Annotated in this window: 23 protein-coding genes; 6 read left to right on the forward strand and 17 right to left on the reverse strand. The window is 60.3% G+C overall.

All coding sequences use genetic code 11. The features are described from left to right. Nucleotides 1–54: 54 nt before the first annotated feature. On the forward strand, nt 55–468 hold the full coding sequence (locus EN955_RS01245; RefSeq protein ID WP_164753010.1) for a sulfotransferase: 414 nt from the start codon (nt 55–57) through the stop codon (nt 466–468). Nucleotides 469–908: 440 nt separating this feature from the next. Here EN955_RS01245 and EN955_RS01250 read toward each other — a convergent pair whose 3' ends face one another. After that, the gene (locus EN955_RS01250) at nt 909–1,457 is read right to left on the reverse strand and encodes a TetR family transcriptional regulator (protein WP_024504926.1); all 549 of its coding nucleotides are present in this window, start codon (nt 1,455–1,457) and stop codon (nt 909–911) included. A 112-nt stretch (nt 1,458–1,569) separates the two neighbouring features. Between EN955_RS01250 and EN955_RS01255 the strand changes: the two genes are divergently transcribed. From EN955_RS01255 to EN955_RS01265, 3 genes are read left to right on the forward strand one after another with little or no spacing between them, the layout of a single operon-like run. After that, a complete protein-coding gene (locus tag EN955_RS01255) occupies nt 1,570–3,021 on the forward strand; it encodes an amidase family protein (protein WP_032899531.1) in 1,452 nt (483 codons plus the stop codon). A 49-nt stretch (nt 3,022–3,070) separates the two neighbouring features. Further along, nucleotides 3,071–3,604 carry a DUF302 domain-containing protein gene (locus EN955_RS01260; protein ID WP_024504925.1) on the forward strand — a complete coding sequence of 178 codons (534 nt, stop codon included), beginning with the start codon at nt 3,071–3,073 and terminating at the stop codon, nt 3,602–3,604. Further along, entirely contained in the window at nt 3,604–3,924 is a 321-nt protein-coding gene (locus tag EN955_RS01265) for an antibiotic biosynthesis monooxygenase (protein WP_032899530.1), read from the forward strand. The genes EN955_RS01260 and EN955_RS01265 overlap by 1 nt, the downstream gene beginning before the upstream one ends. Before the next feature lie 866 nt (nt 3,925–4,790). Here the strand turns inward: EN955_RS01265 and EN955_RS01270 are convergent. The 15 genes from EN955_RS01270 to EN955_RS01340 form a co-directional block, all read right to left on the reverse strand. Next, complete coding sequence (locus tag EN955_RS01270) at nt 4,791–5,483, reverse strand: ABC transporter ATP-binding protein (protein WP_032899528.1); 693 nt, start codon at nt 5,481–5,483, stop codon at nt 4,791–4,793. Nucleotides 5,484–5,485: 2 nt separating this feature from the next. Then, nucleotides 5,486–6,280 (reverse strand): ABC transporter ATP-binding protein, encoded by a 795-nt coding sequence (locus EN955_RS01275; RefSeq protein ID WP_050580513.1) that lies wholly within the window; start codon nt 6,278–6,280, stop codon nt 5,486–5,488. Continuing rightward, the gene (locus tag EN955_RS01280; RefSeq protein ID WP_024504921.1) at nt 6,273–8,189 is read right to left on the reverse strand and encodes an ABC transporter permease; all 1,917 of its coding nucleotides are present in this window, start codon (nt 8,187–8,189) and stop codon (nt 6,273–6,275) included. Before EN955_RS01280 ends, EN955_RS01275 begins: the two co-directional genes overlap by 8 nt. A 77-nt stretch (nt 8,190–8,266) precedes the next feature. Then, complete coding sequence (locus tag EN955_RS01285; protein ID WP_081714392.1) at nt 8,267–9,484, reverse strand: ABC transporter substrate-binding protein; 1,218 nt, start codon at nt 9,482–9,484, stop codon at nt 8,267–8,269. 688 nt (nt 9,485–10,172) lie between these two features. Beyond that, nucleotides 10,173–11,195: a rhamnose ABC transporter substrate-binding protein gene (gene rhaS, locus EN955_RS01290; RefSeq protein ID WP_024504919.1), complete on the reverse strand. Its 1,023-nt coding sequence runs from the start codon at nt 11,193–11,195 to the stop codon at nt 10,173–10,175. Nucleotides 11,196–11,260: 65 nt separating this feature from the next. Further along, nucleotides 11,261–12,142: an MBL fold metallo-hydrolase gene (locus EN955_RS01295; RefSeq protein WP_024504918.1), complete on the reverse strand. Its 882-nt coding sequence runs from the start codon at nt 12,140–12,142 to the stop codon at nt 11,261–11,263. Nucleotides 12,143–12,383: 241 nt separating this feature from the next. After that, nucleotides 12,384–13,556 carry a serine hydrolase domain-containing protein gene (locus EN955_RS01300; RefSeq protein WP_081714397.1) on the reverse strand — a complete coding sequence of 391 codons (1,173 nt, stop codon included), beginning with the start codon at nt 13,554–13,556 and terminating at the stop codon, nt 12,384–12,386. Nucleotides 13,557–13,570: 14 nt separating this feature from the next. Beyond that, nucleotides 13,571–14,398 carry an ATP-binding cassette domain-containing protein gene (locus tag EN955_RS01305; RefSeq protein ID WP_024504916.1) on the reverse strand — a complete coding sequence of 276 codons (828 nt, stop codon included), beginning with the start codon at nt 14,396–14,398 and terminating at the stop codon, nt 13,571–13,573. A gap of 20 nt (nt 14,399–14,418) precedes the next feature. Then, the gene (locus EN955_RS01310; RefSeq protein ID WP_245265391.1) at nt 14,419–15,456 is read right to left on the reverse strand and encodes an ABC transporter permease; all 1,038 of its coding nucleotides are present in this window, start codon (nt 15,454–15,456) and stop codon (nt 14,419–14,421) included. Nucleotides 15,457–15,555: 99 nt separating this feature from the next. Then, nucleotides 15,556–16,560 (reverse strand): substrate-binding domain-containing protein, encoded by a 1,005-nt coding sequence (locus EN955_RS01315; RefSeq protein ID WP_024504914.1) that lies wholly within the window; start codon nt 16,558–16,560, stop codon nt 15,556–15,558. Between the two features lie 149 nt (nt 16,561–16,709). Next, the gene (locus EN955_RS01320; protein ID WP_024504913.1) at nt 16,710–17,675 is read right to left on the reverse strand and encodes an ABC transporter permease; all 966 of its coding nucleotides are present in this window, start codon (nt 17,673–17,675) and stop codon (nt 16,710–16,712) included. Further along, complete coding sequence (locus EN955_RS01325; RefSeq protein WP_024504912.1) at nt 17,672–19,240, reverse strand: sugar ABC transporter ATP-binding protein; 1,569 nt, start codon at nt 19,238–19,240, stop codon at nt 17,672–17,674. Before EN955_RS01325 ends, EN955_RS01320 begins: the two co-directional genes overlap by 4 nt. Beyond that, nucleotides 19,237–20,163 carry an ABC transporter permease gene (locus tag EN955_RS01330; protein ID WP_024504911.1) on the reverse strand — a complete coding sequence of 309 codons (927 nt, stop codon included), beginning with the start codon at nt 20,161–20,163 and terminating at the stop codon, nt 19,237–19,239. Before EN955_RS01330 ends, EN955_RS01325 begins: the two co-directional genes overlap by 4 nt. Nucleotides 20,164–20,324: 161 nt before the next feature. Further along, nucleotides 20,325–21,524: a substrate-binding domain-containing protein gene (locus EN955_RS01335; RefSeq protein ID WP_164752878.1), complete on the reverse strand. Its 1,200-nt coding sequence runs from the start codon at nt 21,522–21,524 to the stop codon at nt 20,325–20,327. Nucleotides 21,525–21,812: 288 nt separating this feature from the next. Continuing rightward, nucleotides 21,813–22,544: a GntR family transcriptional regulator gene (locus EN955_RS01340; protein ID WP_050580511.1), complete on the reverse strand. Its 732-nt coding sequence runs from the start codon at nt 22,542–22,544 to the stop codon at nt 21,813–21,815. A 233-nt stretch (nt 22,545–22,777) separates the two neighbouring features. Between EN955_RS01340 and EN955_RS01345 the strand changes: the two genes are divergently transcribed. Both EN955_RS01345 and EN955_RS01350 read left to right on the forward strand, forming a co-directional pair. Next, nucleotides 22,778–23,182, forward strand: coding sequence for a hypothetical protein (locus tag EN955_RS01345; RefSeq protein WP_024504908.1), 405 nt, complete (start codon nt 22,778–22,780; stop codon nt 23,180–23,182). 10 nt (nt 23,183–23,192) lie between these two features. After that, nucleotides 23,193–24,062 carry an alpha/beta hydrolase gene (locus tag EN955_RS01350; protein ID WP_024504907.1) on the forward strand — a complete coding sequence of 290 codons (870 nt, stop codon included), beginning with the start codon at nt 23,193–23,195 and terminating at the stop codon, nt 24,060–24,062. A 72-nt stretch (nt 24,063–24,134) separates the two neighbouring features. Here EN955_RS01350 and EN955_RS01355 read toward each other — a convergent pair whose 3' ends face one another. Next, nucleotides 24,135–24,902, reverse strand: a complete 768-nt coding sequence (locus tag EN955_RS01355) for a carbohydrate ABC transporter permease (protein ID WP_236382678.1) — start codon at nt 24,900–24,902, stop codon at nt 24,135–24,137. Between the last annotated feature and the right edge of the window lie 33 nt (nt 24,903–24,935).

A 24,935-nucleotide genomic window follows, 5' to 3' on the forward strand; every position in this document is an offset into this window, starting at 1 on the left:
TCGGCCGCACCGGCACGCACACTCTGAACTTGGCGCTTGAAATGCTCGGTTCACATGGAGGACGTCAACTCTAACGCCGAGCACCGCGACCTGATCCGCGCCGCCGGGCGCCGCGAGCCGGTGGATTGGGACGTCGTCTATGTCGGCTACAAGTCGGCAGTCGACTGGCCGACGGCCTATTTCTGGCGCGAACTCGCCGAGTATTTCCCCGACGCCAAGCTCATCCTCACCGTTCGCAACCCCGAGGACTGGTATAGGAGCGCACGCGCCACGATCTTCAACGCCATGGGCGACACCGACCCGCAAAGTTTTGGCCGGGCCGTCATAGAGACGAAAATTTTCGGCGGTCGCGCCTGCTGCTCTATCCAATGGCCGAACCTGCGCGCCTTTCTCAGCGTGCCGATCCGGACCGAACCCTTCCCCCACAGCAGCACCACGACCGAATTCCGAAGCCGCTTCGCCAAATAAGCCCCGCACCGAGTTCGAAGCCGCAGCCCGGGTAACGCGCGTAGCAGCCTGTCCACGCCCGCTCCGATGCTTGTAACCAGTAGAAGGGGGTGTACCAGCAAGGGGAGGGTGGCCGCTGTTGGGCGCGAAGGTGCCATTGCGGCTAGCCGCTTGGATGTCCGCTTCTGGACGGCGGCCATTATAAGTTCGATGGCCGACTTCAGGCGCGTTGCGGACGACAGTTCTGGGGCCGGTTTACGGACAGCCAGCCTTTGGACGATCAGCGCGCGAAAGCTGCCTTCATCGGCTGGTTCCCAGCTTTGGACATCGGGTAGTACGTGGCCTAGTCAGTCAGAGAGCGGCCGTCCTGCACCGACGCTGGGGCGGCCGTCTTCCGTAACGGACGTTCAGCCCGCAGGCCGCGAGTGGGCCGGTCACGGCGCTGTCCAGACGGGGCGCGCCTATCGACGCAGGCGCTTCCTTGCACGTTCAAGGATTTCCTCCGATAGTGGCGTCCCCGACGCGATTCGGGCCAAGGTCATTGCGCCGATCATGGTGGCGTAGTCCACCATGGCTTCGCCGCGGGCCTCCCCAGAAAATCGATCTTCGGCCAGCGCGTCGATCATCTCTTCGACGACAGCCACCGCCGCCGCCCGCGTCTTACCTGAGGACCGGGCAGCTTCGCTCCCCAACGCCGCCATTGGACAGGTAGGCGTACCCGCATCGCGATGCTCAGGGGACAGGTAGCGGTCCAACGCAGCGTTCCGCCCCTTTTCTGCCCGGACCTTGCCGAGCATGTCCGCAGATGCGTTGCCCGCAGCGACGAGCGCCTCGGCTATTAGCTGCTCCCTGTTGCGAAAATGCTTGTAGAAGCCGCCGTGGGTGAGGCCGGCAGCAGCCATAACGTCCGAAAGACTAGCCTCGGCGATGCCCGTGCGCCGGATGTAGTCAGCGGCCGCCGCAACGATGGCGCGCCGGGTTTCAGCGGCTTCCTTGTTTGACTTCCTCAACGACGCTTCCTCGCTACCACTCACGAACGAGCCTTGACAGGTTAGATGTTATATGACATCCAAATAGATGTTACACAACATCTAACTGATCTCTAATGAGAGGAGAGGCCTCATGCTGAACCAGCAGACCAGAGCCATCGATGCCAATGTGCCAGAAGCGGTAGAACTCACACGGCTGGGCGTGTCGGGCGCGGCGGAAGCCATTCGCCGGGGCGAGATCAGCGCCGAAAACTATGTTTCTGCCCTTCTCGCCAAGGCGCGGCGGAAAGAGGGCCTGAGAGCTTTCATCACCCTGGACGAGCCTGGCGCCCTCTCCGCAGCCCGCGAAGCCGACAAGGCCCGCGCCAAGGGCGTGAACGCGCCGCTGCTCGGTGTTCCTCTCGGCATCAAGGACAGCTATCTCACGGCAGGCGTGCGCACGTCGCTGGGCGTCGGTGCGCTCAAAGACTTCCAGCCAACTGAGGACGCGGACGCCGTTGCGACGCTCAAGGCGGCAGGCGCGATCGTGCTTGGGAAGACCAACCTGGTCGAACTTTCTTATGGCTTGACTGGCGAAAACGGCCCTTACGGCCAGGTCGGAAACCCGCATGCACCCGACCATGTAACAGGCGGTTCGTCGAGCGGTTCGGCGGCGGCGGTCGCCGCCGGCCTCGCTCCGGCGACGCTGGGCGGGGACACGATCGGGTCAATCCGCGTCCCCGCCTCCCTATGCGGCGTCGTGGGGTTCAAGCCGACAACCCGGCGCTGGCCGCGCGGAGGGGTCGCGCCGATCTCTCACACACTCGATACGACGGGGGTCTTCGCCCGCGGCGTCGAGGATTGCGTCCTGATCGATCAGGTCGTCACCGGTGCGCCGGCGGCGGAGCTGGACTGTCGCGCCGATCTCAAGGGGACCCGTTTCGCCTTTGCGCCGCGCCAGTACCTGAACGCAGTGGACCCCGAGGTCGAGGCGCGGTTCCGCAACACGCTCCTGCGCCTCGCCGAGGCGGGGGCCGAAATCGTCGAGATCGATCTCGGTGGGGACTTCCAGGCGCTGGCCCTGCGGACCACGTGGAGCCTCTTCTTCCGCGAGACCAAGGCCTCGCTCAGCGATTTCCTGGAGCGACACGCGATCCCCGTCGCCTTCGAGGATCTGCACGTGGGTCTGCGCGCAGGCGTGAAGGACGCCTGGGACCACTTCGTCATACCCGGCGCGCCGGGCTACCTGAGTGAGCAGGCTTATCACGCCCTGACTGCCGACCGCCTGGCGGTGAAGGAACGCATGAGCGAGATTTTCACGCGGCATGGTGCCCACGCGCTGATCTTCCCGACGACGCCCTGCACGGCACCGAGGGTTGAGCGCCAGATGCAATTCACCGTGGGCGACCAGGAGGTTGATTTCCGGGTATTGGCCAACAACACCATTCCCGCCAGCGCTGCTGGACTACCCGGGGTCAGCCTGCCGATCGGTCTCGACAGTCATGACCTCCCGATCGGCCTCGAGCTCGACGGGCCAGAAAGCGAGGACCGCGCGCTCCTCGGTCTCGCGGCGCGCGTGGAGAAGGCCCTCAGGGCTAGGCAATAACCTTCTAATCGCTCTCGAAATCCCGCCCCTCATCATTTGGAGACAGCCAATGGCCACCCCCACGGTCGAGACACGCCCGTTCACAAACGAGCACATCACCATCCGATCCGCCAATCCCTTCACCGAGACGAAGGCCAGGCTTGAGAGCCTCGTCCCGCGGATCGACGATGGGATATTCACACTACTGCGATACGGCGAGGCCGAGCGCGCTTTGCGCGAGCTCGAAGCTTCGGCGAACCTGTCGATTTTCGGCTTCCGGGACCATGGCGCGCTGTTGGCGATCGCAGGCCAGAAGCGGCGCTCCATCCAGTATGACATTGGCAACCCGCTTACGGCCTCGAAGATGACCCGCCACCAGCTTTCCGCCGGGATTTACGCACCCATCCGCGTCCTGTTGCGAGAGGACGGAGAAGGCTCGGCGTTCGAGTACGACCGGCCCGCCGCCGTTTTCCGCCAGTTCGGCGACCCGCTGGTTGACGTCGTCGCGCAGCGTCTCGACCAGGAACTGCAAGCCGTGCTGCAAGCTGCGGCGGCCTCAGGTTCTGAAGACGCACAGCCGCAAGTGGAAGGAAGGGCTTCGTGATGCCGAAACAACAGCGCCGCGTGATTCTGATCAACACCTTCCGGTTGAAGGCAGAAGATCCGGCGGAATTGATAGCTCTGCTAACCAAAGTCACAGAAGAGTCGGTCGCGACGGCCCTTGGCTTCGAAGGCGCGACACTGCATCTGAGCCTGGATGGCGAGCGGGTTGTGATGTATGCGCGCTGGCGAAGCCTCGCGGAATATCAGGCGATGCGCGCAGGCAGCAGCTCGATGAGCGCGCTTCGAGAGATCATGGTAACTGTGATTTTCGAGCCCGGCGTGTTCGAGGTCGTACGTGAGTTTCGGCCGCCGGACGTCTGACTTCACGGCCGGGCTTGTTCGTTTAATCTCAATTGAAAACTCCTCCGGATGCGTCGGAACGCTACGTTCTCGCCCTACAACGACTGTCTCCGACCGAGTTCATAGGTGACGCGTCATTGCGGGGGCGAACGTCGGTGTAGCCGACATCTGGCGGAAAGCCGTCGCCGGTAATGGAACGCGTTCCCATGCTCATCCGCCAACGGCGTTCTCAGCCAATCTATGCGGCTGCTTATGACCCACCGTTCCCACAAAGCGGACTGACTGGATTATCCGAAGCCAGGCATTCCTAAGCGACCGCTTGCCCGGAGGAACGAACGGCCGCTTTTGGGGGGATCGATGCCGGTGAGGCCGAACGGCCGATATTGGGCGCAAAGCTGCCATTCGGTATGAGTTAAATTCGGGCAGCAAAATAGCTGGATCAGCTTCCTGAATCAAAATGGACGAACCGCTTCGTAAACCACTGACGAATAACGACTGTTTTAGCCTCTGCGGGTCAACTTTGCATATACAATCAATGCGTAGAGGATGGTTAGCCAACCGGTTTCCTTCTTATTCTCTCGTATGGTCCGGCGAACCTAAGACCAAGAAGACAACTAGTTTTTTGGGAGGGGTGCCTCAGTGCAATCCACAGAGAAGATCAATCACTGCATTTTGACCATAACGCTAAATTGGCTTGGCCCTCGCGCGTAACTCGGCTGTGTCGTTGCGATCGAGAAGTCCTGGGACAGCGCAGGCCAGGATCGGCGACAGCGCGCATGAGCGTGCCCGGCGTTTTCGCGGTCGGGCAGCGAAGCTCGAGGATGGGCGTTGTCATAAGGTTTGATTCACCATTGCCATCCGGAGCTCGACAACATCCTGGTCGTGCCTCACACTCCGAGGTGATCGAGAAGACTTTGTTGATCTTCGGCCATCTGATGGTTCGTCATTTCTCTGACGATTTTTCCATTTTCGATTACGTAGTACCGGTCGGCGACCTCGGCGGCGAATTGAAGATTCTGCTCGACTAAGAGAATGGTCAGTCCCGTGGACTTGATATCTTTGATCAGTGCACCGATCGCATCGACCACGACAGGTGCCAGCCCCTCTGTCGGCTCGTCGAGCATCAGAAACGAAGCGCCCATGTAAAGGGGCCGCGCTATCGCTAGCATCTGCTTTTCCCCACCCGACAACGACGCGGCCTTTTGCGAGCGCCGGGTTTTGAGGATCGGGAAATACTCATAGATCCGGTCGAGCGGCCAGGCGGTGTCTCCGTTCGCACGGCCGATCGTCAGATTCTCGTATACGTTCAGCGTCGAGAAAATTCCGCGGTCTTCCGGCACAAAACAGACCCGCATCTTGCAAATCCGCTCAGGCGAGAGATCGATGATTTCGGTTCCGATGAAGCGGATGCTCCCGGTTCGTCGGGGAATATCGCCGATGATCGACTTCAGCAGCGTGGTCTTGCCGGCACCGTTTCGCCCCACCAACGTTACCACTTCGCCAGTCTGGACAGACAAGTTGACGCCCTGCAAAATATGGCTTTCGCCATAATAGGCGTCGAGATCCGTTATCTCCAGCATGCTCAATGGCGCTTTCCCAAATAGGCTTCTATCACCCGGGGATCCTGTCGGACGTCGGCGTAGCGACCGCGCGTTAGAAGCGCCCCCTGCTGCAATACAATGATCTCATCGGCGACATTTGCGATGACACCGAGGTTGTGCTCCACGACGATGATCATGCGGTCGACGGACAGTTGCGCAATGAGGTCCGTCGTACGCGATACATCTGCCGTCGTCATCCCAGCGGTTGGTTCGTCGAGAAGGAGAATCGTTGGGTGTGCTCCCAGGGAAATCGCGAGCTCCAAGGCGCGTTTGCGGCCATATGGCAGGTCCCCTGCGGGTCGACCGCGCAAAGAGGACGGAATTCCGACCTGATCCAGCAGTGCCGACGCTTCCGGCCGGTGATCCTCATGCCAGTCGATCTTTGCGAAGGCCTTCGTACCCCCGTCTGCTCGGCGCTGCACCGACAGCACGACATTGTCCATGACCGAGAGATTGGGGAAGATGCTCGTGATCTGAAAGCTGCGCACGATACCTTGGCGAGCAAACTGCTCGGCTCGTAAACGAGTCATGTCCTGGCCGTTGAACAGCAGCCGACCACGCTTCGGCCGATAAAACCCGCTCAAGACGTTGAACAAAGTCGTCTTGCCGGCCCCATTAGGGCCGATGATGCCGTAAACCGGCTTTCTCTCGAATTTCAGGCTTAAGTCATTGATCGCCTTGAAGCCGCCGAAACTCATCGTGACGGACTGCAGTTCCAGTAGCGGCATCACGGTTCCGCCAGCGCTCTCGCCAATGTTCTGGCCACAATCAGGCATCGGCTGCATCTCCCGTAGCGACAACCCGATCGGGCTTCGATGCATATCGCCTGTCCGAGCCAGACATTTCGGCGGGTGGAACGCGGTCAACGGAATAATGCACGATTTCGCCGAGTATGCCGCGGCGGAACAGAAGCACAATGGTGACGAACAAAATGCCAAGGAACAGGCTGCCGCTGTCCGTTATCGACGAAAGCGTGCTGCGCATCATCAGGACGACGCCGCTGCCAACGAATGGCCCGAAAATGGTGCCTGCTCCGCCCAGAAGCGTCATCATGACCGGCTCTCCGGACGCCCGCCAGCTGACCATCTCGAGCGTAACGAACTGATGGTTCAGCGCATAAAAAGCGCCTCCGATCGAACATACCAAAGCCGAAAACACGTAAGCCTTCACTCGCAGGCTGTATACATTGTACCCAATGCTCATTAAGCGCTGCTCGTTCTCGCGAGCGCCGAGAAGCGCGAGCCCATAAGGCGATTTGAGAAGCCGTAGGATGGCGTAGACCACCAGTGCCACAGCGCCCAGAGATACATAGTAGAAGACCCTATCATCGCCCAGATCCAGCCCCAGGAGTGTCGGCCGAACCAGCCCATGCAGGCCATCCTCGCCCCCCGTAAAGTCGGGAAACTGGTTGATGATGAAATATACGATCGATGCGAACGCGAAAGTGATCATCGAGAAATAGATCCCCTTCTTTCGCGCGACGACCAAGCCGAAGAGGAGGCTGACAGCCGTACTGGCGGCGACACCCGTGAGCACGGAAAGTAGCATCGGGACCCCGAGCTTAACCATCAGAATGCCGGTGACATAAGCGGAAGTGCCCCAATAGGCCGCCTGTCCGAAAGATAGCAGGCCACCGAATGCGAACAGAAGATCGAAACCGAGGGCGAACAATCCCCATAGGATGATATCGGTCGCCAGGACCGGATAGATCACCCAAGGAAGCAGAAGGGCGGCAGCAAGCGCGACCAAGGCGGCAGGCCTGCTCAGGAATACCTGTCGCGCGCGCTCCGTCATCGGTGTGTAGTGAAGCGCGAAATGAGAGATGTCGATGCCCTGGAAGATACCGCCGGGCCGCACCAGCAGCACAACAAGCATAAGGATGTAAATGACTGCGGTGGACGCCGGGGCATAGAAGATCGCTGCGATGGCCGAGACGAGACCGGATGCAAAGCCCATGACCACCGAGCCGGCAATCGACCCCATCCCGCCGGCAACGACCACAGCAAAGACGAAATTGATCATCTCTTCGCCCATGAAGGGTGACACGTTGCGCAACGGCGCGGAGAGCGCCCCAGCCAGCCCGGCCAGAGCCGAGGCAAAGAAGAATGTCCCGGAAATGAGGAGGGGTACGTTCCCACCGAAGCATTTGAGGAGATCGGGCCGCTCCGAGGCCGCCCGGATAAGGGCGCCCAAACGGGTACGCTCCAGCGCGAACCATGTACCGAAACACAAGCCGATCGATACTATGACGACAAAGAGACGATATTTCGGATAGGAGACGAACCCAAGGTTGACGGCACCTTTGAGAAGGTCGGGCACAAGATAGGGCGCGGACGTCACACCGTAGAATATCCGGACGACGTCTTGCATGATCAGCGAGAGGCCGAACGTTAGGATCAGAACATACGCAAGGTCGAGGCCGTAGAGGCGCCGTATAAGCAGCCGTTCCAGCACGATGCCAGTCGTGCCAACAAAGACGGCTGAAACGAGGAAGCCGACCCACAACGAGAGGCCGAATTGAGACCCCAGAACCAACGCGGTGACGGCGCCAAGCATGAACATGGAGCCATGCATAAAATTGACCACGCGCATCATGCCGAAAATGATGCTCATTCCGAGGCTCATCAGCGCCAGGACCCCGCCGGTCACCAGCCCATTGAAGAGCAATATCGCATAATATGACATTAGGTAGAACTCCGGATCTCTGCAGGCCAGATGCGTCCCGGCGACGTCGATAAACCGATGCCGGGAACTATGTCGTCCTACTCCCAGTCGTGCTTGCAGGTGCTGTCCGTCTCCGGATAATACGCCTCGTCACCTGGAACCGAGCCGGTGATATCAAAAAAGTCACTATCGTTCTTCACGCCCGACGCGGGCTTGACCTGACCGACGAAGGTGCGCTTGACCACAAGATGGTCGCTCTTGCGCATGAGCGCGTCCTTCGCGAACATGTCGCTGAAACGTCGGCCTTCAAGGACTTTCGTCACCTTGTCGGGATCGTCGGTGCCGAGTTCCTGGACCGCTTTCAGCACCTGATAGACGGCGGAATAGTTCCCGGCGTGTATGTCGCCGGGATAGAAATTCAGTTTCTCATGGAAGCGTTTGGCGAATTTCCGGGTCTCGTCGTCCAGATCCCAATACCAGATCAGCGCGGCGTTAACGCCAGCCCAAGTGTCTGGGCCAAGAGCTTTGACGTCCGACAGATTCAACTGGCCGGGAACAATCTTTATACCTGCGTCCATCAATCCGAACTCTCGTGCCTGCTTGACCGCGTTGCGCAGGTCCTGACCTGATTCAAGAATGCCGATGGCCTGCGCGCCCGCCGCCTGCGCTTTCAGGAGATAGTTTGAGAAATCATCATTGGGGAACGGCACCATGTCCACCCCGACGATTTCGCCGCCATTCTGCTTGACAGCCTTTGAGAAAGAATCGAGCAGAGATTTACCGAAGGCAAAGTCAGCCGCGATAAAGTACCACTTCTTAGTGCCCTCCTTGGTCATTTGTTTGACTGGGACCGACATGGCTGAAGTATCGTAACCGTAGTGCCAAGTGTATTTACCGCAGGCCTCGTTGGAAAGTGCCATGGTTCCTGGGCTGACGAAAGTCGTCAGAATGTGTCGTTCGTTGGCAAGCTTGGCAACAGCGATCGCGGCCGCCGAGCTCGACACGTCCGTTATCAGATTCACGCCCTGGGAATCGATGATCTCGCGTGCCTTGTTGACGGACAGCGCCGGATCAAGCTTGTTGTCGACGACGATGACTTTTATCGGAACCCCGTTGACCTTGCCACCGAAATCTTCGACCGCCATCTTTGCGAATTCCACATCACCTGGACCTGAGGTTTCTGAATAGACCGAGGAAAGATCAGTCAGCATCAGAATGTTGAACGTGCTGCTCTTCATCTGGGCTGATGTCGGGACAGTACCGGTCAGAGCGATAGCTATTGTCAGGCCGACAGCAGCAAGTGTCTTCATTGGCATTTATTAATTCCTCCTCATTAATATTTGTCGTTTAAGGCGGTTTGGATTGTCGTGAACCAAGGGTTCGGGCGCATAATCGCCGCCAACCAGACTGTCTGGCGATGGCGCAAATGGTAGGGTTGCGGCAACGCTCCTCCCCCACGACAAATATCCGCCTACACCGTGGGCTCAGCCCAATTCTGTGGCTCGGGTTCTTTTCCAGGGTTTTTACCGCAACTGCCGGCGTGAGGGAGTCTCATATGGAAAACATGTCATCGCGTTTGGAGATGCACGCTGACGGGCTGGCTGCAGCAGGGTACTAGGGTTCGCCGCGTATCGCGGAATCATTTGCGAACTGTTCGCCCTCTCCACGGAGCAATTCCCTTGCACCCTACTGACAAGGCGAATTTCTGTGTCCAGACAGAAGCGCTCTGCGTCGAGGATAAGGTCGTCACGGACACGCCCGTAGCGCAGAAGCTTCAGCCCAGTGCCGCCCGGTAGGAATCCGAACGGCACGATCGGATCGGCATGCCGGCCCAGAGCGCCGAAACTTCCCCTGCGGCAAGTGTCCCCGGGGCAAACTTCGTTCAGATCGGCTGATTAAAAGCCCGCAATCACGACCTCCCGTAAAGCGCGAGAGTTTGCCCGTTGACGAAACTTTGGTTCGCTTCGAGATCACGCACAACCAGGCGTCCGAAACTCCTGACGCTTAAAATTTCGTCGCCCACTCTTCGATGTTCGACTTATCGAATACCAACAGGTCCTTGAGATAAGCGCTGCCGTCCGCCTCCACGGTCATGTCGCCGAGACGACCGATCTTGGTGGTGCTGTTGGCTGCACCGTCGGTTTGCCCACGCGCGAGCATGCCGGCATACATGACGGCCGCGTAGCCGAGATCAGCAGGACTCCAAAGCTGGAACGTATCGGTCACACCGGAAAGCACGTTTGGCTTCATCTCCGAAGGCAGGCCGTGGCCCGTAACAAATATCTTGCCCAACTGACCTGCATCGGTAACCGCCCGGCAGGCGGAGACAATGCCGACGGCGGTCGGCGAGATAATGGCCCTCAAATTTGGGTACGCTTTTATGAGTCCCTGCGCCTCGCGATAGCTCTTGTCCGCCGCGTCGTCGCCATAGACCACGCCGACCAGCTTTAGCTTGGCATATTTCTCCTTCTGCCACTCCTCCTTCATCTTCTCGATCCAGAGGTTCTGGTTGGTTGCCTGCGAGGTTGCCGACAGAATTGCGACCTCGCCTTCGCCACCGAGCGTCTTGCTGATCATGCGCACGTCATTGGCGCCGATTAAGTCATCGTGCGGGGCGTTCACATGCATTATGCGGCCTTCCGGCGCGATCGCAGAATCGAAGGAGATGACCTTTATGCCACGCTGCATCGCCTTCTTGCCTGTAGGGATGAGGGCTGTGGCGTCGTTGGCCGAGATGACAAGAGCGTCGATTTTCTGGGCGACGAGCGCGTCGATGACCGCAATCTGCTGTTCGACGGTCGCTGCGGTCGGACCCGTGTAAACGAGTTCGACATTGCCTAGTTCATCGGCCGCTTGCTGACCACCATCGCGGGTCACGTCGAAATAGCTGATGCCCATGACCTTGACAACCAATCCGATGCGCAGCTTCTGCTGCGCGAAGGCGGGCCGCAAAGGTGCCGTTGACGTAACGCCAGCGAGCGCAGCACCGGACACGAGTTTCAAAAGCCGACGGCGATCCGGATTCATTGCTTCCTCCCATCTAGTTTCAAGAGATCGATATTGGGGCGCTCCAACAGAGGGACGCCAAATCGTCAGACAACCGCGCGCCAGACCTCCGGAACGAAGGCATAGCCACCGCCTCGTCGCTCGACATGACCGAAGGCAGGAAAGTCCAGGTGAATGCCGGCTACGCGAAGCCTGTCTGCAGCCGCCATATCCAAGGCACGCCGCCTGGTAGCCACAGCCAGATCGCGGTCTATGTCAAGAATCGTTGCTGCCTGGGGCGCCGTAAATTGTAGATGCGGCATATGAACAATGTCGCCCCAGATCATTACAGAATCACCGCCGGATTCAATGAGCCAGCCGGTGTGGCCGGGCGTATGGCCGGCCTGTGTGACAGCAATGACCCCTGGCATGACGGGTCCGTCACGAACCGTCCGGATGCGCTCTCCATACGGCCGGGTAGCCCGCCGGAACCCTTCAAAAAATTCCTGCGGTTCGCCATCGGGTGAGCGTGAGGGCGACATGGGATCTCGAAAGAACTGGAGCTCGGCCTCGTTGACGACAAGTTCTGCGTTCGCAAACACAGCCTCACCGGCTTCATCGATTAACCCATTGATGTGGTCGGGATGCATGTGCGTGATCAGGATGGTGTCGATGTCAGCGGGAACAATGCCGATTGCCGCCAAGTTCCGGCAGACCATGCCCAACGTCGGTCCCGAACGCGTTCCACAGCCCGTGTCGACAAGCGCCACATGATCGCCGGTCCGGAGCAGAAAGGCATTCATCGTCATTTTGGGCGGAACCGGACGGAACGCCGCTGTTTCGATGCGGATGCAATCCTCCTGATCGATACCCGCGATCATATCGAAAGTGGCCTGAAAGGTACCGTCATTGACCGCAGTCACCGTCATGTCGCCGATGGCGATGTGATAGGCACCCGACGGCTGGCAGTGTGGTTTGGCTGCTGTCACGTCACATTCCCAAGGTTCTTCGGGAGGGTGCAAGCGGAGCGGAGAAGCGCCCAATCTTCAGCGGGCCGTCAACGCAAGCGCTCGGCGAAGCCTGGGAGCACGACCGCCATCCTCCAAAACGGCCGAGATGGCGAACCGGACGACCGCCATTAGGTCTCTTAGGACATGGTCCGAAGGAACGGAAATCGTAAATTGCCAAGCAACCATCGCGTTCGGCGATGAGAGATGGGGGCGATCGTCGCTACGAAGGTTTGCTCGGTCCTAAGTAGAGACCGCGCTCGAAGCCTTCATAGAGTTTCAGAGTGATCGGATCCCCGAAAGGCAGTATCTGCGTCATGATCACGCCGCCTATGCTTCTGTAGCGATCCACCCAGAAATAGGTATTGGCAAGGCCAGCCCAGGTCATGCTGCCGGCGCTACGCCCATTGGGCGAATCACTCGTATTGAGCAGAAAACTCAATCCCCATTTCTGCGGCATGCCAGGGAAAAAATCAGTATCGTTGGCGAGATCCTTCAACACCGAGGTGAGCACGCCTGCCTTGATGTCGCCGATGCTATTCTGGCCCATGAGTTCGACGGTATCCGGCTTGAGCACGACAGTGCCATCCTTGGCTCGCCCGTCATTCAAGAGCATCTGGATATAGGACGCGTAGTCGCCAGCGGTTCCGTAGATGCCGCCGCCGCCCATGAAGAATTCGGGCTGCTGGGAGATCTCATGCTCGATCGGAACAAGCGAGCCGTCTGCTTGGCGGCGATGCACGTCCGCCAGGCGCTCGCGCCACGCCGGTTTTATCAGAAACGCCGTGTCGTGCATCCCAAGGGGCGCGAACAGGTGCTCGCGCAGATAGTCCTCGAGCGATAGGCCGCTGACAGCTTCGACGACCTGCCCGGCCCAGTCGATGCTGATGCCATATTCCCATTTCTCGCCCGGATCGGCCACCAGAGGCTGAGCGAGCGAACTCAACTTGCAGTCGACTAGCAGCGGTATGTGGTTCTCGCGCATATAGCGCTCGACCGCCTTATTCCAAATGTCGTAGCCATAGCCGGATGTGTGCGTCAGCAGATGCCGGAGTGTGATCGGCCGCTTGGCCGGCCGCACCATTGGCGTGCCGTTCGCGTCGAAACCATCGAGAACCTCTGGTGAGGCAAGCGACGGCAGGACGCTTCCGATCGGCTCGTCCAGAGCGACCCGCCCCTGCTCCACCAATTGCATCGCCGCCGTCGCCACCAGGGCCTTGGTCATCGATGCGTACCAGAAGACTGTGTCCAGCGTCATCGGTGCGCGCCTGGTAAGGTTACGCAGGCCGAAGGCGCCCTCATACAGCCGGGTCGTTTTGTCGACCGCGATGGCAACGACGCCGGGCACGTCACCGCGCTGCGCCGCCCTGCGAAGCAAGGCGTCGATCGAATGCACATCGCGTGTGGTCACTATTGCGTCTCTCCCAGGGGCGTTGTCGTAACTGTCGGCGCCAGAACGGCGAGCTCGCCCGCTATGTCCTCCATCTGCTCGCCTCCTGCCATCAGCGACAGCAGTTCCGTGCTGCTCTTTTCACCGCGCTTGAAACTGGCCGCAACACGACCCTGGATCAGGACGGTGAACAGGTCGCCCACGAGCGTGGCATGATGTGCATTGTGCGTTATGAAGACAATGCCGACACCCTCGGCACGCGCCGCCTGTATGAAGCGCAGCACGGTAGCGGCCTCCTTGACACCAAGTGCCGATGTCGGCTCGTCCAGAATCAGGACGCGGGCGCCAAAATACATAGCTCGCCCGATTGCAAGCACCTGTCGCTCACCCCCCGATAGCGATCCCACCAATTGGTTGCCGTCGCGCACACGCGTGATCCCGAAGCGCCTTATCTGCTCCACGGAGACGCGGTTCGCCTTCTCGATGTCTAGCCGCTGGAACGGCCAGACACCTTTCTTGGGCTCGGCGCCAAGAAAAAAGTTCCTGCCCACGCTCATCAGCGGAATGGTGCCGATATCCTGATGCACTGTGGCGATACCGCGCGCTCGGGCATCGCGCGGATCGGTGAATTGCGTTTCCACGCCATCAAGTAGGATCTTGCCTTCACTAGGACCGTGAAAGCCCGACAGGATCTTAATTAATGTCGACTTGCCGGCACCGTTGTCACCTAGAAGGCAGACCACCTGCCCGGCTGGAACGCTAAGAGACACGTCAGTAAGCGCCTGGACGCCGGCAAAGCGCTTGGAGACGCCTTGCAGTTCGATGAGGGGGCGGTTTTCAGAAGCCATGCAGAACCTCGCGCTGTCGGCTAGCCAGCGCTCATGGCGAGGCGCCGGAAGTAGTGATTGGTGATCACGGCCGCCATCAGCAGAACGCCGAGAAAGAGCTGGACCCAGTCGGTGCTCCATCCGGTGTAGAAGATGCCGATATTGATGACGCCGAAAATGACGGTGCCGAGAAACACCCCGAACGCGGAGCCGTAGCCGCCGCCGAGCAGGACGCCGCCGATTACGGCGACGATCGGTGCCTGAAAGACATAGCCGAGGCCGGCAGTCGCGTTGCCGGAATGATATCCGATCGCCTGGATGACACCGACAAGGCTCGCGCCAAGACCGGTCATCATGAACAGCACGATCTTGACAAAACCTGTCGGTACTCCGGCGCCGCGCGCCGCGACAGGGTTTCCACCGGTCGCGAATATCCAGTTGCCGAACGCGGTCCTCGCCAGTACCCAACCGCCAAAGATCGTGATGGCGAACCACCACAGGATCGAGATGTTTGCCTGGCCCCAGTTCGATGCGAAGACAGCGTCTGAAAGCGGTGTCGACTTCACCGAGACCGAGGTGGTGTTGCTGAGCAGCCGCGCCAGGCCAAGTGACAGGCCGCCTATGCTGAAACTGCTGGCAAGCGTCACGATGAAGGACGGCAACCCGGTGCGCACGACAAGGAGACCGTTCAGGACGCCGACAGCCAGGCCAAGTGCAAGGGCGGCTGAGATCATGAGCCACACGGAAAAGCCAAACAATGTCGTGCCGATCGCAACCGTGATCGACGCCGCGCCTACCACCGCGCCGACCGACAGGTCGAACTCGCCCGCAACCATGAGAATGCCGACCGGTATGGCGATGATGCCGAGCTCGGCTGCGGTGTTGAGCCATCCGGCGGTGCCGTCGAAGGTTACGAAGCCGTACCGATAGGCCGTCGCCGCGAAGAAAGCATAGACGAAAACGGTGGCTACGAAGGCACCGAACTCGGGTCTGCGCACTAGACTGGACGGAGACCAGCTCCGCATTGGCCGGGAGGTGGCGGCCGATGCGTCACGCAGCGCCTGGGTTTCCAATGTCATGAGCGTCATCCGGCAAGTGCTGGGATTGGTTGAGAAGATCCGAGGGACAGTGAAGGCAGGATCTCGGGCGCGCCACGATCGCAGGGAGCTGGCGCGTAATCAGGACGCCCCTCTGACGCCGGGATAGGTCCCGTTGACTTTCAGCACCTCGTCAACATTGTCCTTGGTGATCATCAGCGGACCGGTTGATATCTGACCCATTGGCAGCATCTTGTATTGCACATACTGGTATGCCGCGAGCAAGGCGTAGTAGCCGTCGAGATATGGCTGCAGGTCGGCGATGAAGAGCAGGTCGCCGTTCTTCAAGGCTTCGAGCGAGCCGAGCGACAGGCCGAGCGAAGCATTGACGATCTTTCTTCCGCTCTGCTTGACGGCCTCCACGGAAGCAACGCCCTGCACGGCGCCAATGGTCCAGATCGCATCGATCCTCTGATCGCTTTGCAGCGCACCACGGATGGCGCTGCTGACAAAAGTGGGGTTGCTGGCATCGGAGAACTGGATGGTCAGGACCTTGGAGTCGCCTCCGGCCGCCTTGAAGGCATCGTTATAGCCGAGGCAATCCAGGTCCAGCGTGGTGTTGCCGGGAACGTGATTGACGCAAAGGCCGAATTTTGCACCGGCCTTGATCTCCCTCTCACCAACCGCGCGACCGAGGTCACGGGCGCTGAAGCCTACGTATGAAATCGCGCCGATATCCCGCCAGGAAGCGCCACCATCATGCTGAATGATGACCGGGATGCCGCTGGCCGTGATCTCCTTGATGATGGGGTCGAGCGTGTCCGGGAAGTAGTTGCCTATGACCATGGCGGCCGGCTTCTGGCTCGCGGCCTGCTTCACCAGCTTGGCGTAGTCGGCGACGAAATTGTTGGGATCGGTGCCGGTGATCCACTGGTAGTCGACATTGAGGTCACGAGCAGCGTCGTCGCCGCCCTTCTTCATCGCGCCGAAAAAGGGATCCCATAGCGGGCCGCCCAGCATGACGATGCGCGGCTTGTCCTGGGCGCTGGCGGCACCGGCCGCGCTTAGCGAAGCCAAGACGCAGACACCCAAAAACGCAACTGCGGCCACGCCGCGCCGTGCCAGCGAAGCTGGTAGCATGTTCATGATCTCCTCCCAAAAGAACCGGCCGATAAGACCGACATGAATTGGTCTAGGTCAAACGGCTTTGGGCGCTAAGTCGTGGTTGAGCATCCAACCATCGCGATGCGCGAAGCTTGCCGCGACGACTTGCTTGGCCGCGGAGGCAACGCGGCTCAGCCGAGCTGCTTTGTCATACGGCCGCGCCGCGCACGCTCGCCGGCTGCGTTCAAGGTCAGCGCAACCAGAAGGATCAGGCCGTACATGATCTGGATGTAGAAGATCGAAACCTGCGCCAGCGTGAACAGGGTCTGGATCAGGAAGAGCAGCGTGCCGGCCGCGGCTGCACCCAGCATGCCCCCTCGCCCGCCGGTCAAGGCGATGCCGCCCAGCGCGACGGCAGCGATGGAGGTCAACGTGTACGGAACGCCGACGCGTGGATCACCCGAACCGAGGGCAGCGGTAAACACCAGCCCAGCGATCGCCGCCAGCACGCCGCCAATGACGTAGGCGATGATGCGCACGCCCGCCACATTGACGCCCGATGCGTAGGCAGCGCGCGCATCCCCTCCAACGGCGAGCAGGTTGCGGCGGTAGCCTGTCCGCTCGAACGCCAGCCAGACAAGGCCAAGCACGATGAGCAGGACGAGCATCCCCGAAAGTCCGCCATAGCTGCCTGCAAGACCGAGCAGCCATTGCGGCGCCAGACCGCCGGCCATGGGCAGCATCTCTAGCGTAATGCCCTGGAAGGCGAGGAACGTGCCCAAGGTTGCGATTATCGGCTGGACGCGCACGACTGCGATGAGGAAGCCGTTCAACAGGCCGGACAAGATGCCGACGCCCAGCGAAGCGCCGATGATTGTCACCGGATCGGCCCACCCATTCGGCACGAGGATCGACGTCACCATGGCATTGACGAGCCCCGCAAGCGGCCCGACCGAAAGGTCGATCCCGCCCTCTCCTGAAAGCACGGGCGCGGTCTGGGCCATGGCGGTGATGATGAACGGCGCCACGCCGATGAGCATGCCGTTCCAGTTCGTCACATCGGTAAAAGCGGGGCTAGCGAAGGCGTTGAGAGCAGTGAAAATGACCACCGCAATGAGCACGGGCCATGCGTAGCTGCGGTCGCCGAGCCACTTCATGTCGAGGTCTCCAGTCGGCGTTGCGAGAACATCGCATCGATCAATGCGCGTTCACTAAGGTCGCCGCGCTCGACGATCGCGCTGACGGCGTGATCGTGAAACACAACCACCCGGTGGCAAAGCAGGCACAGTTCCACCAGTTCGGTCGACAGCATCAGGATGGAAACGCCGCTCAAAGCGAGATTATTGAGCACCTCGTAGAGGTCGCGCTTGGCACCCAGATCCACACCACGCATCGGATCGTTCAACACCAACACACGCGGTTGGGTGGCGATCAGACGCCCGAGTAGCGCCTTCTGCTGGTTGCCGCCACTCAGCGCCGATATCGGCGTGTCGAGCCCAGCCATCTTGACCCTGGTCCGCCGAGTGACCTCGCCGGCGACCTCTATCCGCTTCCTTGTGCCCAGCACACCCCAACGGGCGAATGAGCCGAGCGCCGATACGGTCACGTTGTCGAGCACCGACAGCGGGGCGAAGATACCCTCGGATTTGCGGTCGCGCGGCAGGAACGCGATCTTCGCGCGCGCCGCGTCGCGTTGCGACCGTATGGTCATGGTCCCGACGTGCACTGTCCCCGTGGGCGCGCGACGCAGACCAGCGATGCACTCCAGCAGGGCGACCTGGCCGTGCCCCTCCAGCCCCCCCACGCCAATGATCTCGCCGCGACGAAGGTCGAGATCCAGTGTCGGCTTGCCTTCGAGAACCGACAGGCCTCGCACGCCGACGATCACCTCGGCATTGGCGGGAATAGTCTCGCCGCAGCCTTCGCCTTCCGCCGCCCGCGCACCTTCGCGCGTCGACATCAGGTCGAGCAGGATTTCGCTCGATACTGCGCCGCGCTCCAGCGATGCGACGCTCCGGCCAGATCGAAGTACCGTCGTGCAATCGGCAAGGGCGTGAATCTCGTCCATGCGATGCGAGACAAATAGGATCGATCGCCCTTCGCCACGGAAACTTCGTAGCACTTCGAAGAGACGATCGCGGTCTTCGATATCGATCGCGGAGGTCGATTCATCGAGGATAAGCAGGCGCCAGGGCCGCATAAGAGACCGTGCGACGCCGATCATCTGGCGGTTGGCGAGCGATACCGTGCCGGCCAGCCGCTCGATATCAAGATTGCCGATACCGACAGCCGCCAGTGCTTTCCGCACGGCTTCGCGCTCGCGCAAGGGGGTCATATTGCGACGGATCATGCCGTCCAGGCCCAACATGACATTGTCACGAATTGACATGTCTGGAAGGACCAGCGTCTCCTGGAACACCGTAGCAATGCCGGCGTCCTGCGCGGCACGCGGATTCGCGAAACTGGCTTGCCGGCCGAGCCAATCCAGTGTGCCCGCTTCTGCGCGGACGATGCCGCTGAGTATCTTGATCAGCGTGCTCTTGCCCGAACCATTCTCTCCGACAACGGCATGGATTTCGCCCTCGCGGATCGACAGCGAGCAGGAATCAAGCGCGATCGTTTCGCCAAATGTCCGGCGAAGCCCATCCGCGGACAGAAGCAGCGGCATGCCCTTGCGGTCGGCGGGCGGTTCTATCGCGCGCTGATGGACCGCGCTGTTCATATGCGCATACTCAGATGCGGTTCGCGGCCATAGAGCGCCACGAGCCCGACGATCAGGAAACCGAGGAATATCTGCTGTGCCGCCTGGTCGAGCCCGAGACCGACAAGGAGGGTGCTAAGTTCTGTTACGACAAGACAGCCGGCAATTGTGCGCCCATAGCCGCCGCGCCCGCCGGTCAGCGGCGTGCCGCCGACGACGACTGCTGCGACAGTGGTGAAGAGGTAGGCTGCGCCGACGGTCGGATCGGCCGCTCCGCTGAAGCCTGCAAGTAGAATGCCCGTCGTCGCTGCCAGGAAGGCACTGAGCGCGTAGACACTCATCCAGACGAGCAGCATCGGCACGCCGGCCAGTTCGGCGGCGCGAGGATTTGCCCCTGCGGCGAACATCCAGCGGCCGAGCTTGGTCTTGCGCTCGAGGAATAGGATGCCGCCGGCGATGAGCAGCCAGATCACCACGGAGCCGGGCAGCGGGATGGGACCGGTCTTGCCGATAACCGAAACCATGTTGACGAGCCAATCAGGCACAAAGCCCGAAACCTCGCCATGCGTCCCTGCCCAGATGGCGCCAAGGATGATCGAGCCACTCGCCAGCGTCACCACGAGCGGGTTGAGCTGCAGGTATCGGGATGCAAAGCCGTTTGCCAGACCGATCAGCGTCGCCAGCGCTAGAATGAACACGGCCGCAGCAAAAGCGGAATAGCCGGCGCCGTAAAGCAGCGCGAACAGCACGTTAGACAAGCCGATCACAGCCGGGATCGAAAGGTCGAAGCCGCCGATGACGATCGTCAGGGTCTGGCCGACCGAGGCGATGCCAAGCAGACTGGAAAGCAGCAGAAGCGACAGCAGGCTTATGACGCTGGCATAGCCGGGAATGAAGACGTTTATGACAAAGAAAAGGATGAAGGCGAGGAGAAACGGGGCCAAAGGCCCGGCCACTCGTTGGATGGTCTTGAGGGACAAGTCGGTCAAAGTGCGACTACCATTCATACCAGACGGGTGTGATCCTTTGAAAAGCAATGCCGCGCACGATGCGCAACTCCCTTATGGGTGCCCGCGCTGAACGCGAGCACCCATCGTGGTGCATTTCACTGCGGCTGGGCGTTGGTCGAGACGATCTCAACCTTGGCTCTCGGCTCGCCGCCGGTGAAGAACTGCTCGAAATACGAGTCCGGCACGAGGTGCAGGTCCTTGCCGTTGGCGAAGCAGGTGCTTTGCACGGTCATGGAAGCGTCGTAGTAGTCATTGAAGTTCTCCGCCGTGATGCTGGGCAGCGGCATGAAGATGGTGTTCACCTTCGGTTTTTGCCCGGCCATCATGTGCAGTGCAGGAATGAAGGCGGAATAGGCCATCGGACCGCCATCCTGGACAAAGGTGTTGGCGGTGAGGTTCTTTTCCTTCCAGTAAGCAAGCAGGCTGCAAAGGTTGGTGACTTCGGTGATGATCGGAAGCGCACGGCCCGATTGCTCGAACGCTTGGCCCACGCCAACGCCCATATTGCCTGTCGAGAACACAGCGTGCACAGGCTCAGGATGCGTCGCCAGGAACTTCAGCACCTCGGTTTTGGCCACCGACCCGGTCCACATGCCAAACAGGCTGCCGGCGACCTTAATGTCGGGAAACGCCTCGACGGCCTTCCGGAAACCTGTCTCCTGAGCGACCGTGTTCGCGGTCCCGGGCTGTCCGTTCATGATGAGGGCGGTACCTTTGCCGCCCAATTGCTTGGCGATCCACTCACCTTCGTACTGACCGCGATAGTAGGGATTGGTCGCTACGTTCAGCGCTTCCGGGCAGGTGACCGTCGAGTCGATGGTTACGAAAAGGATGCCCTTGTCGAAAGCCTCCTTGATGCCCGCGCAAAGGCCGGTCGCAGACCCCGGATAGCTCATGATCAGGTCACAGCCCTGCGCGATCTGCGCCTTCAGCTGCGTGAGCTCGAGGTTGATGTCGCCGTTAGAGTTCGTGACGTTGAGTTCGGGTTCAGCGAGGCCTTGATCGGCCAATTGCTTGGTCAGCGCCTTCAGCTCCGCCACAAGGTTGGCGCGCCACGAATTCCCAAGATAGGAATCATTGTGGCAAATCTTCCATGGCGGCGCATGGGGCTTCCAGTTAGCGAACGGATCGGCGACTATATTGGTCGCATACCAGTAGCCGCCGTAGTATTTCTGCGCCTCCTTCGGCACGGCGGCCAGCGCGGCTGCCTGCTCCTCGGCCGTCGGATCGGCCGCGTGACTAGCCGCCAGCCCGACCAACGAAAATGCTGCCGTGCAGGCCGCCACGGTGATCACGCGGGCGAACCGTACGGCTCTGTTCTTCCAGGTAAGCATGCTCTCCTCCCCTTTTTATCATGAGGTTCCCAAACCGCCGGAAGGACGAATCTAACCCTCGCCATGAGGGGTCGCTCATAGCAAACGTTAAAGACCCTCCCTGCTGGCCTGTTTGGAAGAACCCCTGCGATGGTTATAGGAGACACTGACAATTCAGCCGAAGTCGTCGTTGGCTATGCGGCCATCGCCCCAGACGATGTCCATGGGCGCGCTCCGCAGTTGGGACTGTCACTAGGTGAGGCGACTTCCTCAGGGCAAGACGGGCATCTTGTAGTTTGCCAGGAACTCCGACCAGCCTGTATTGATGTGCACTTCCATCGCACCCGTAGCGCCCTCAACATCGCCCCGCTCCAGAGCGGCCAGAAGCGTCACGTGTTCATCGAAAACGCGCGACTGCCTGCCCGGCATCTGGCTCAGCAAGTCGAGCGGATATTTGGCCCAGAGTATGCGCACGAAATCGAGCGTCTGCGCCTGGCCTGCCAGTTCGTATAGCCGGAAGTGGAAGCGAAAATTCTTCTCCTGGCAGGCGGCGCGGTCGCCAGCCCTGGCGGCCATGAGAAGATCGTGGTTGATGGCTTTGAGAACGTACAGATCGTTCGGCGACATGCGCCGCGCAGCTTCCGCGGTCAGGCGCGTTTCAAGCAACTGTCGTAACTGGTAGAGTTCCTCGGCACCTTCGATCAGGAAGGGTGCGACGATCGCGCCGCGATGGGCACTCACCGCCACATAGCCCTGGGCTTCCAGCAGCCGCAGCGCCTCGCGCACCGGCGTGATCGAGACGCCGAGCATCTTGGCGATCTCGGCCTGCTTCAGCTTCTGTCCACGCGCGAGGACACCGACGATGATCTTTTCGCGCAGCACTTCAGCAATCTGATACTCAGCCGTCGTCCGTGATTTCAAAGACCAGTCGCCGCTGTCGTCGGCGAGACTGCGCTTGCTGATCTGTTGCTGCAATGCGTCGAGCGGCTGGTGGTCGGTCATTCCTCATTTCCGAAGCCGACACTCGAAACTGCTGGTCGACCTACATCAGGATTTCCATGTTCGTCCCGTTCCCGCAACCACAATCGAGCGGTTCAGCGTTCGACGGGCATCAGAATATTGATTTCTTCAGCCGGACTCTTGAGATCGGTTGATTTCGGCCTCTTGGCGAGTTGGGATCACGGTGGATTTTTTCCCATCGCGCACCCTAACGGAAGCATGGAGGAGTATCGTCAGTGAGCGACAAGGACCAGTTGGTCATTCCCGTCAAAGCCGTCCGCGATGGCGTCAATAAGGACCCGGAGTTTGCGATTGCCGCCCGCTTCTGGAACGCCCGCATCCGCTTCTACAGCAACGAGGCGGACGAGTATTTCATGGAGATCCGGGATGGCCGCGTCGTGGACTTCCAGCAAGGAAGCGACGGCTACAAGTCGTCGACCATCTATGTCGGCGGGCCGCGGGAAACCTGGCGCGACATCCTGAAGCCGGCGCCGGCGCGCTTCTGCAACGACTTCTTCCCGGCGGCGATCCATCGCGGCATGCGGCTCGGCGGCGATCTGTCGTCGCTCTATGCATATTACAGCGCCTTGCAGCGAATCCTCGCCGTGATGCGCCAGGAGATCAACGGCGTGAAGGCTTGAGGGACGGATGATGGCAAAGTTTGCAAAGATGGAATGCGGCTATCTGTATCTGACCCTGGATGACACCGAGTACCGTATATACCTCGAACAGGCTGGCACCGGCATCCCGGTGCTGCTGCAGCACACGGCAGGCACCGATGCGCGCCAATGGCGGCACCTTCTCGAGGATGAGGAACTCACCCGGTATTTCCGTTTCATCGCGTGGGACTTGCCCTACCATGGCAAGTCGCTGCCTCCCCTCACCCACCGCTATTGGGAGACTGGCTACAAGCTCAAGATGGACTGGTTCCTGCGCTACGTGCTCGAGTTGTCAAAGGCGCTCGAGCTCGACAGACCCGTCTTCATGGGCTGCTCGATGGGTGGGCTGCTGGCGACCGATCTGGCGCTTTACCATCCCGAGCATTTTCGCGCCGCGATCGCGCTTGAGCCTCTTATCAAGAGCCCCGAGCCTGGCACGCTGACAGACTGGTACTGGCACCCAACGACATCCAACGACACACGCGCCGCCTTGCAACACACACAGTGTTCGCCGAGCAGCCCGGAGGTCTACCGCCGCGAGACGATCTGGATGTACAGCCAGGGGGCGCCGTCGGTCTTCCCGGGCGACCTGCACTATTATGTCGAGGAGCATGATCTCACGGATACGGCCAAGGATATCGACACGGCGAAGATCGACCTCTATTTGCTGAATGCCGATTACGACTGGTCGGCGACGGTCGAGGAAGGGCGTCAGCTTGCGTCGATGATACCCGGCTCGAAATGGGTGCATATGCGCGACATGGGCCACTTCCCCATGGCCGAGAACCCGGCGAAGTTCCGGGAGTATATCGTGCCAATCCTCGATGAGATCAGGGCGAAGTCAGCAAAGCGCACCGGCTGATACCGCCCCGGGAGGCCAGCGAAAAACGCAGGAAGCAAAATCGTCGACGCTTTTTCCAACCTGGGTCCTGGTTTACTTGACGCTGCCCGCCGTCAGCCCGCCGATCAGCCACCGCTGCGCGAACAGCCCGATCAGATAGACCGGTATAATGCCGGTGAGAGACGCTACCGCCATCTGGCCGAAATTTATCAATCGCTCGCCCTGGAAAAGAGCTATCGCCACCGGCAGCGTTCGGCTGCCTTCGTCATTGCTGAAGGCGGAGGCGAGCAGGAACTCATCATAGGCGAGGATGCCACAAATCAAACCCGTTGCCACGAGGCCTGGCGCCATGACTGGGCCGACGAGGCGAAAGATGATCGTGAAATACCCAGCACCGTCGATCTTTGCCGCTTCGTCGATTTCCACGGGCACCCGTCGCAGGAAGCCTGACAACAGCCAAAAGGCCACCGGCAGGTTGGCTATCCCGTTGACCAGGATAAGGCCAGACAGGCTGTTGAGCAGACCAAGCCGACGCAGAAGCAGAAAAAGCGGAATGAGCGCGACCACCGGCGGCGCCACGTAGGTCGCCAACGTGAAGGCCGGAAGGAAGCGCCCGCCGACCTTCAACCGCACCATGGCGTACGTGGCTGGAAAGGCGACGGCGAGCGTCAGCAGGCTGCTACAAACCGCGACCAGCAGCGAGTTCGCCAGCAGGCGAAACAGTGGGATGATCTGGAAGGTGTTGATCCAGTTCGCCAGTGTCGGTGCCTGCGGCAGGAAATACCCGGTAAGCACCTGGTCTGGCGTCTTGAAGGAAACCGAGACGAGATACGCAATCGGCAACACAAAGAAGCCGACCATGACCGCGGCACACCCTGTTGCGACCCGGCCCCG

It is taken from the genome of Mesorhizobium sp. M7A.F.Ca.CA.001.04.2.1, assembly GCF_003998485.1.
Lineage (GTDB): Bacteria > Pseudomonadota > Alphaproteobacteria > Rhizobiales > Rhizobiaceae > Mesorhizobium > Mesorhizobium ciceri.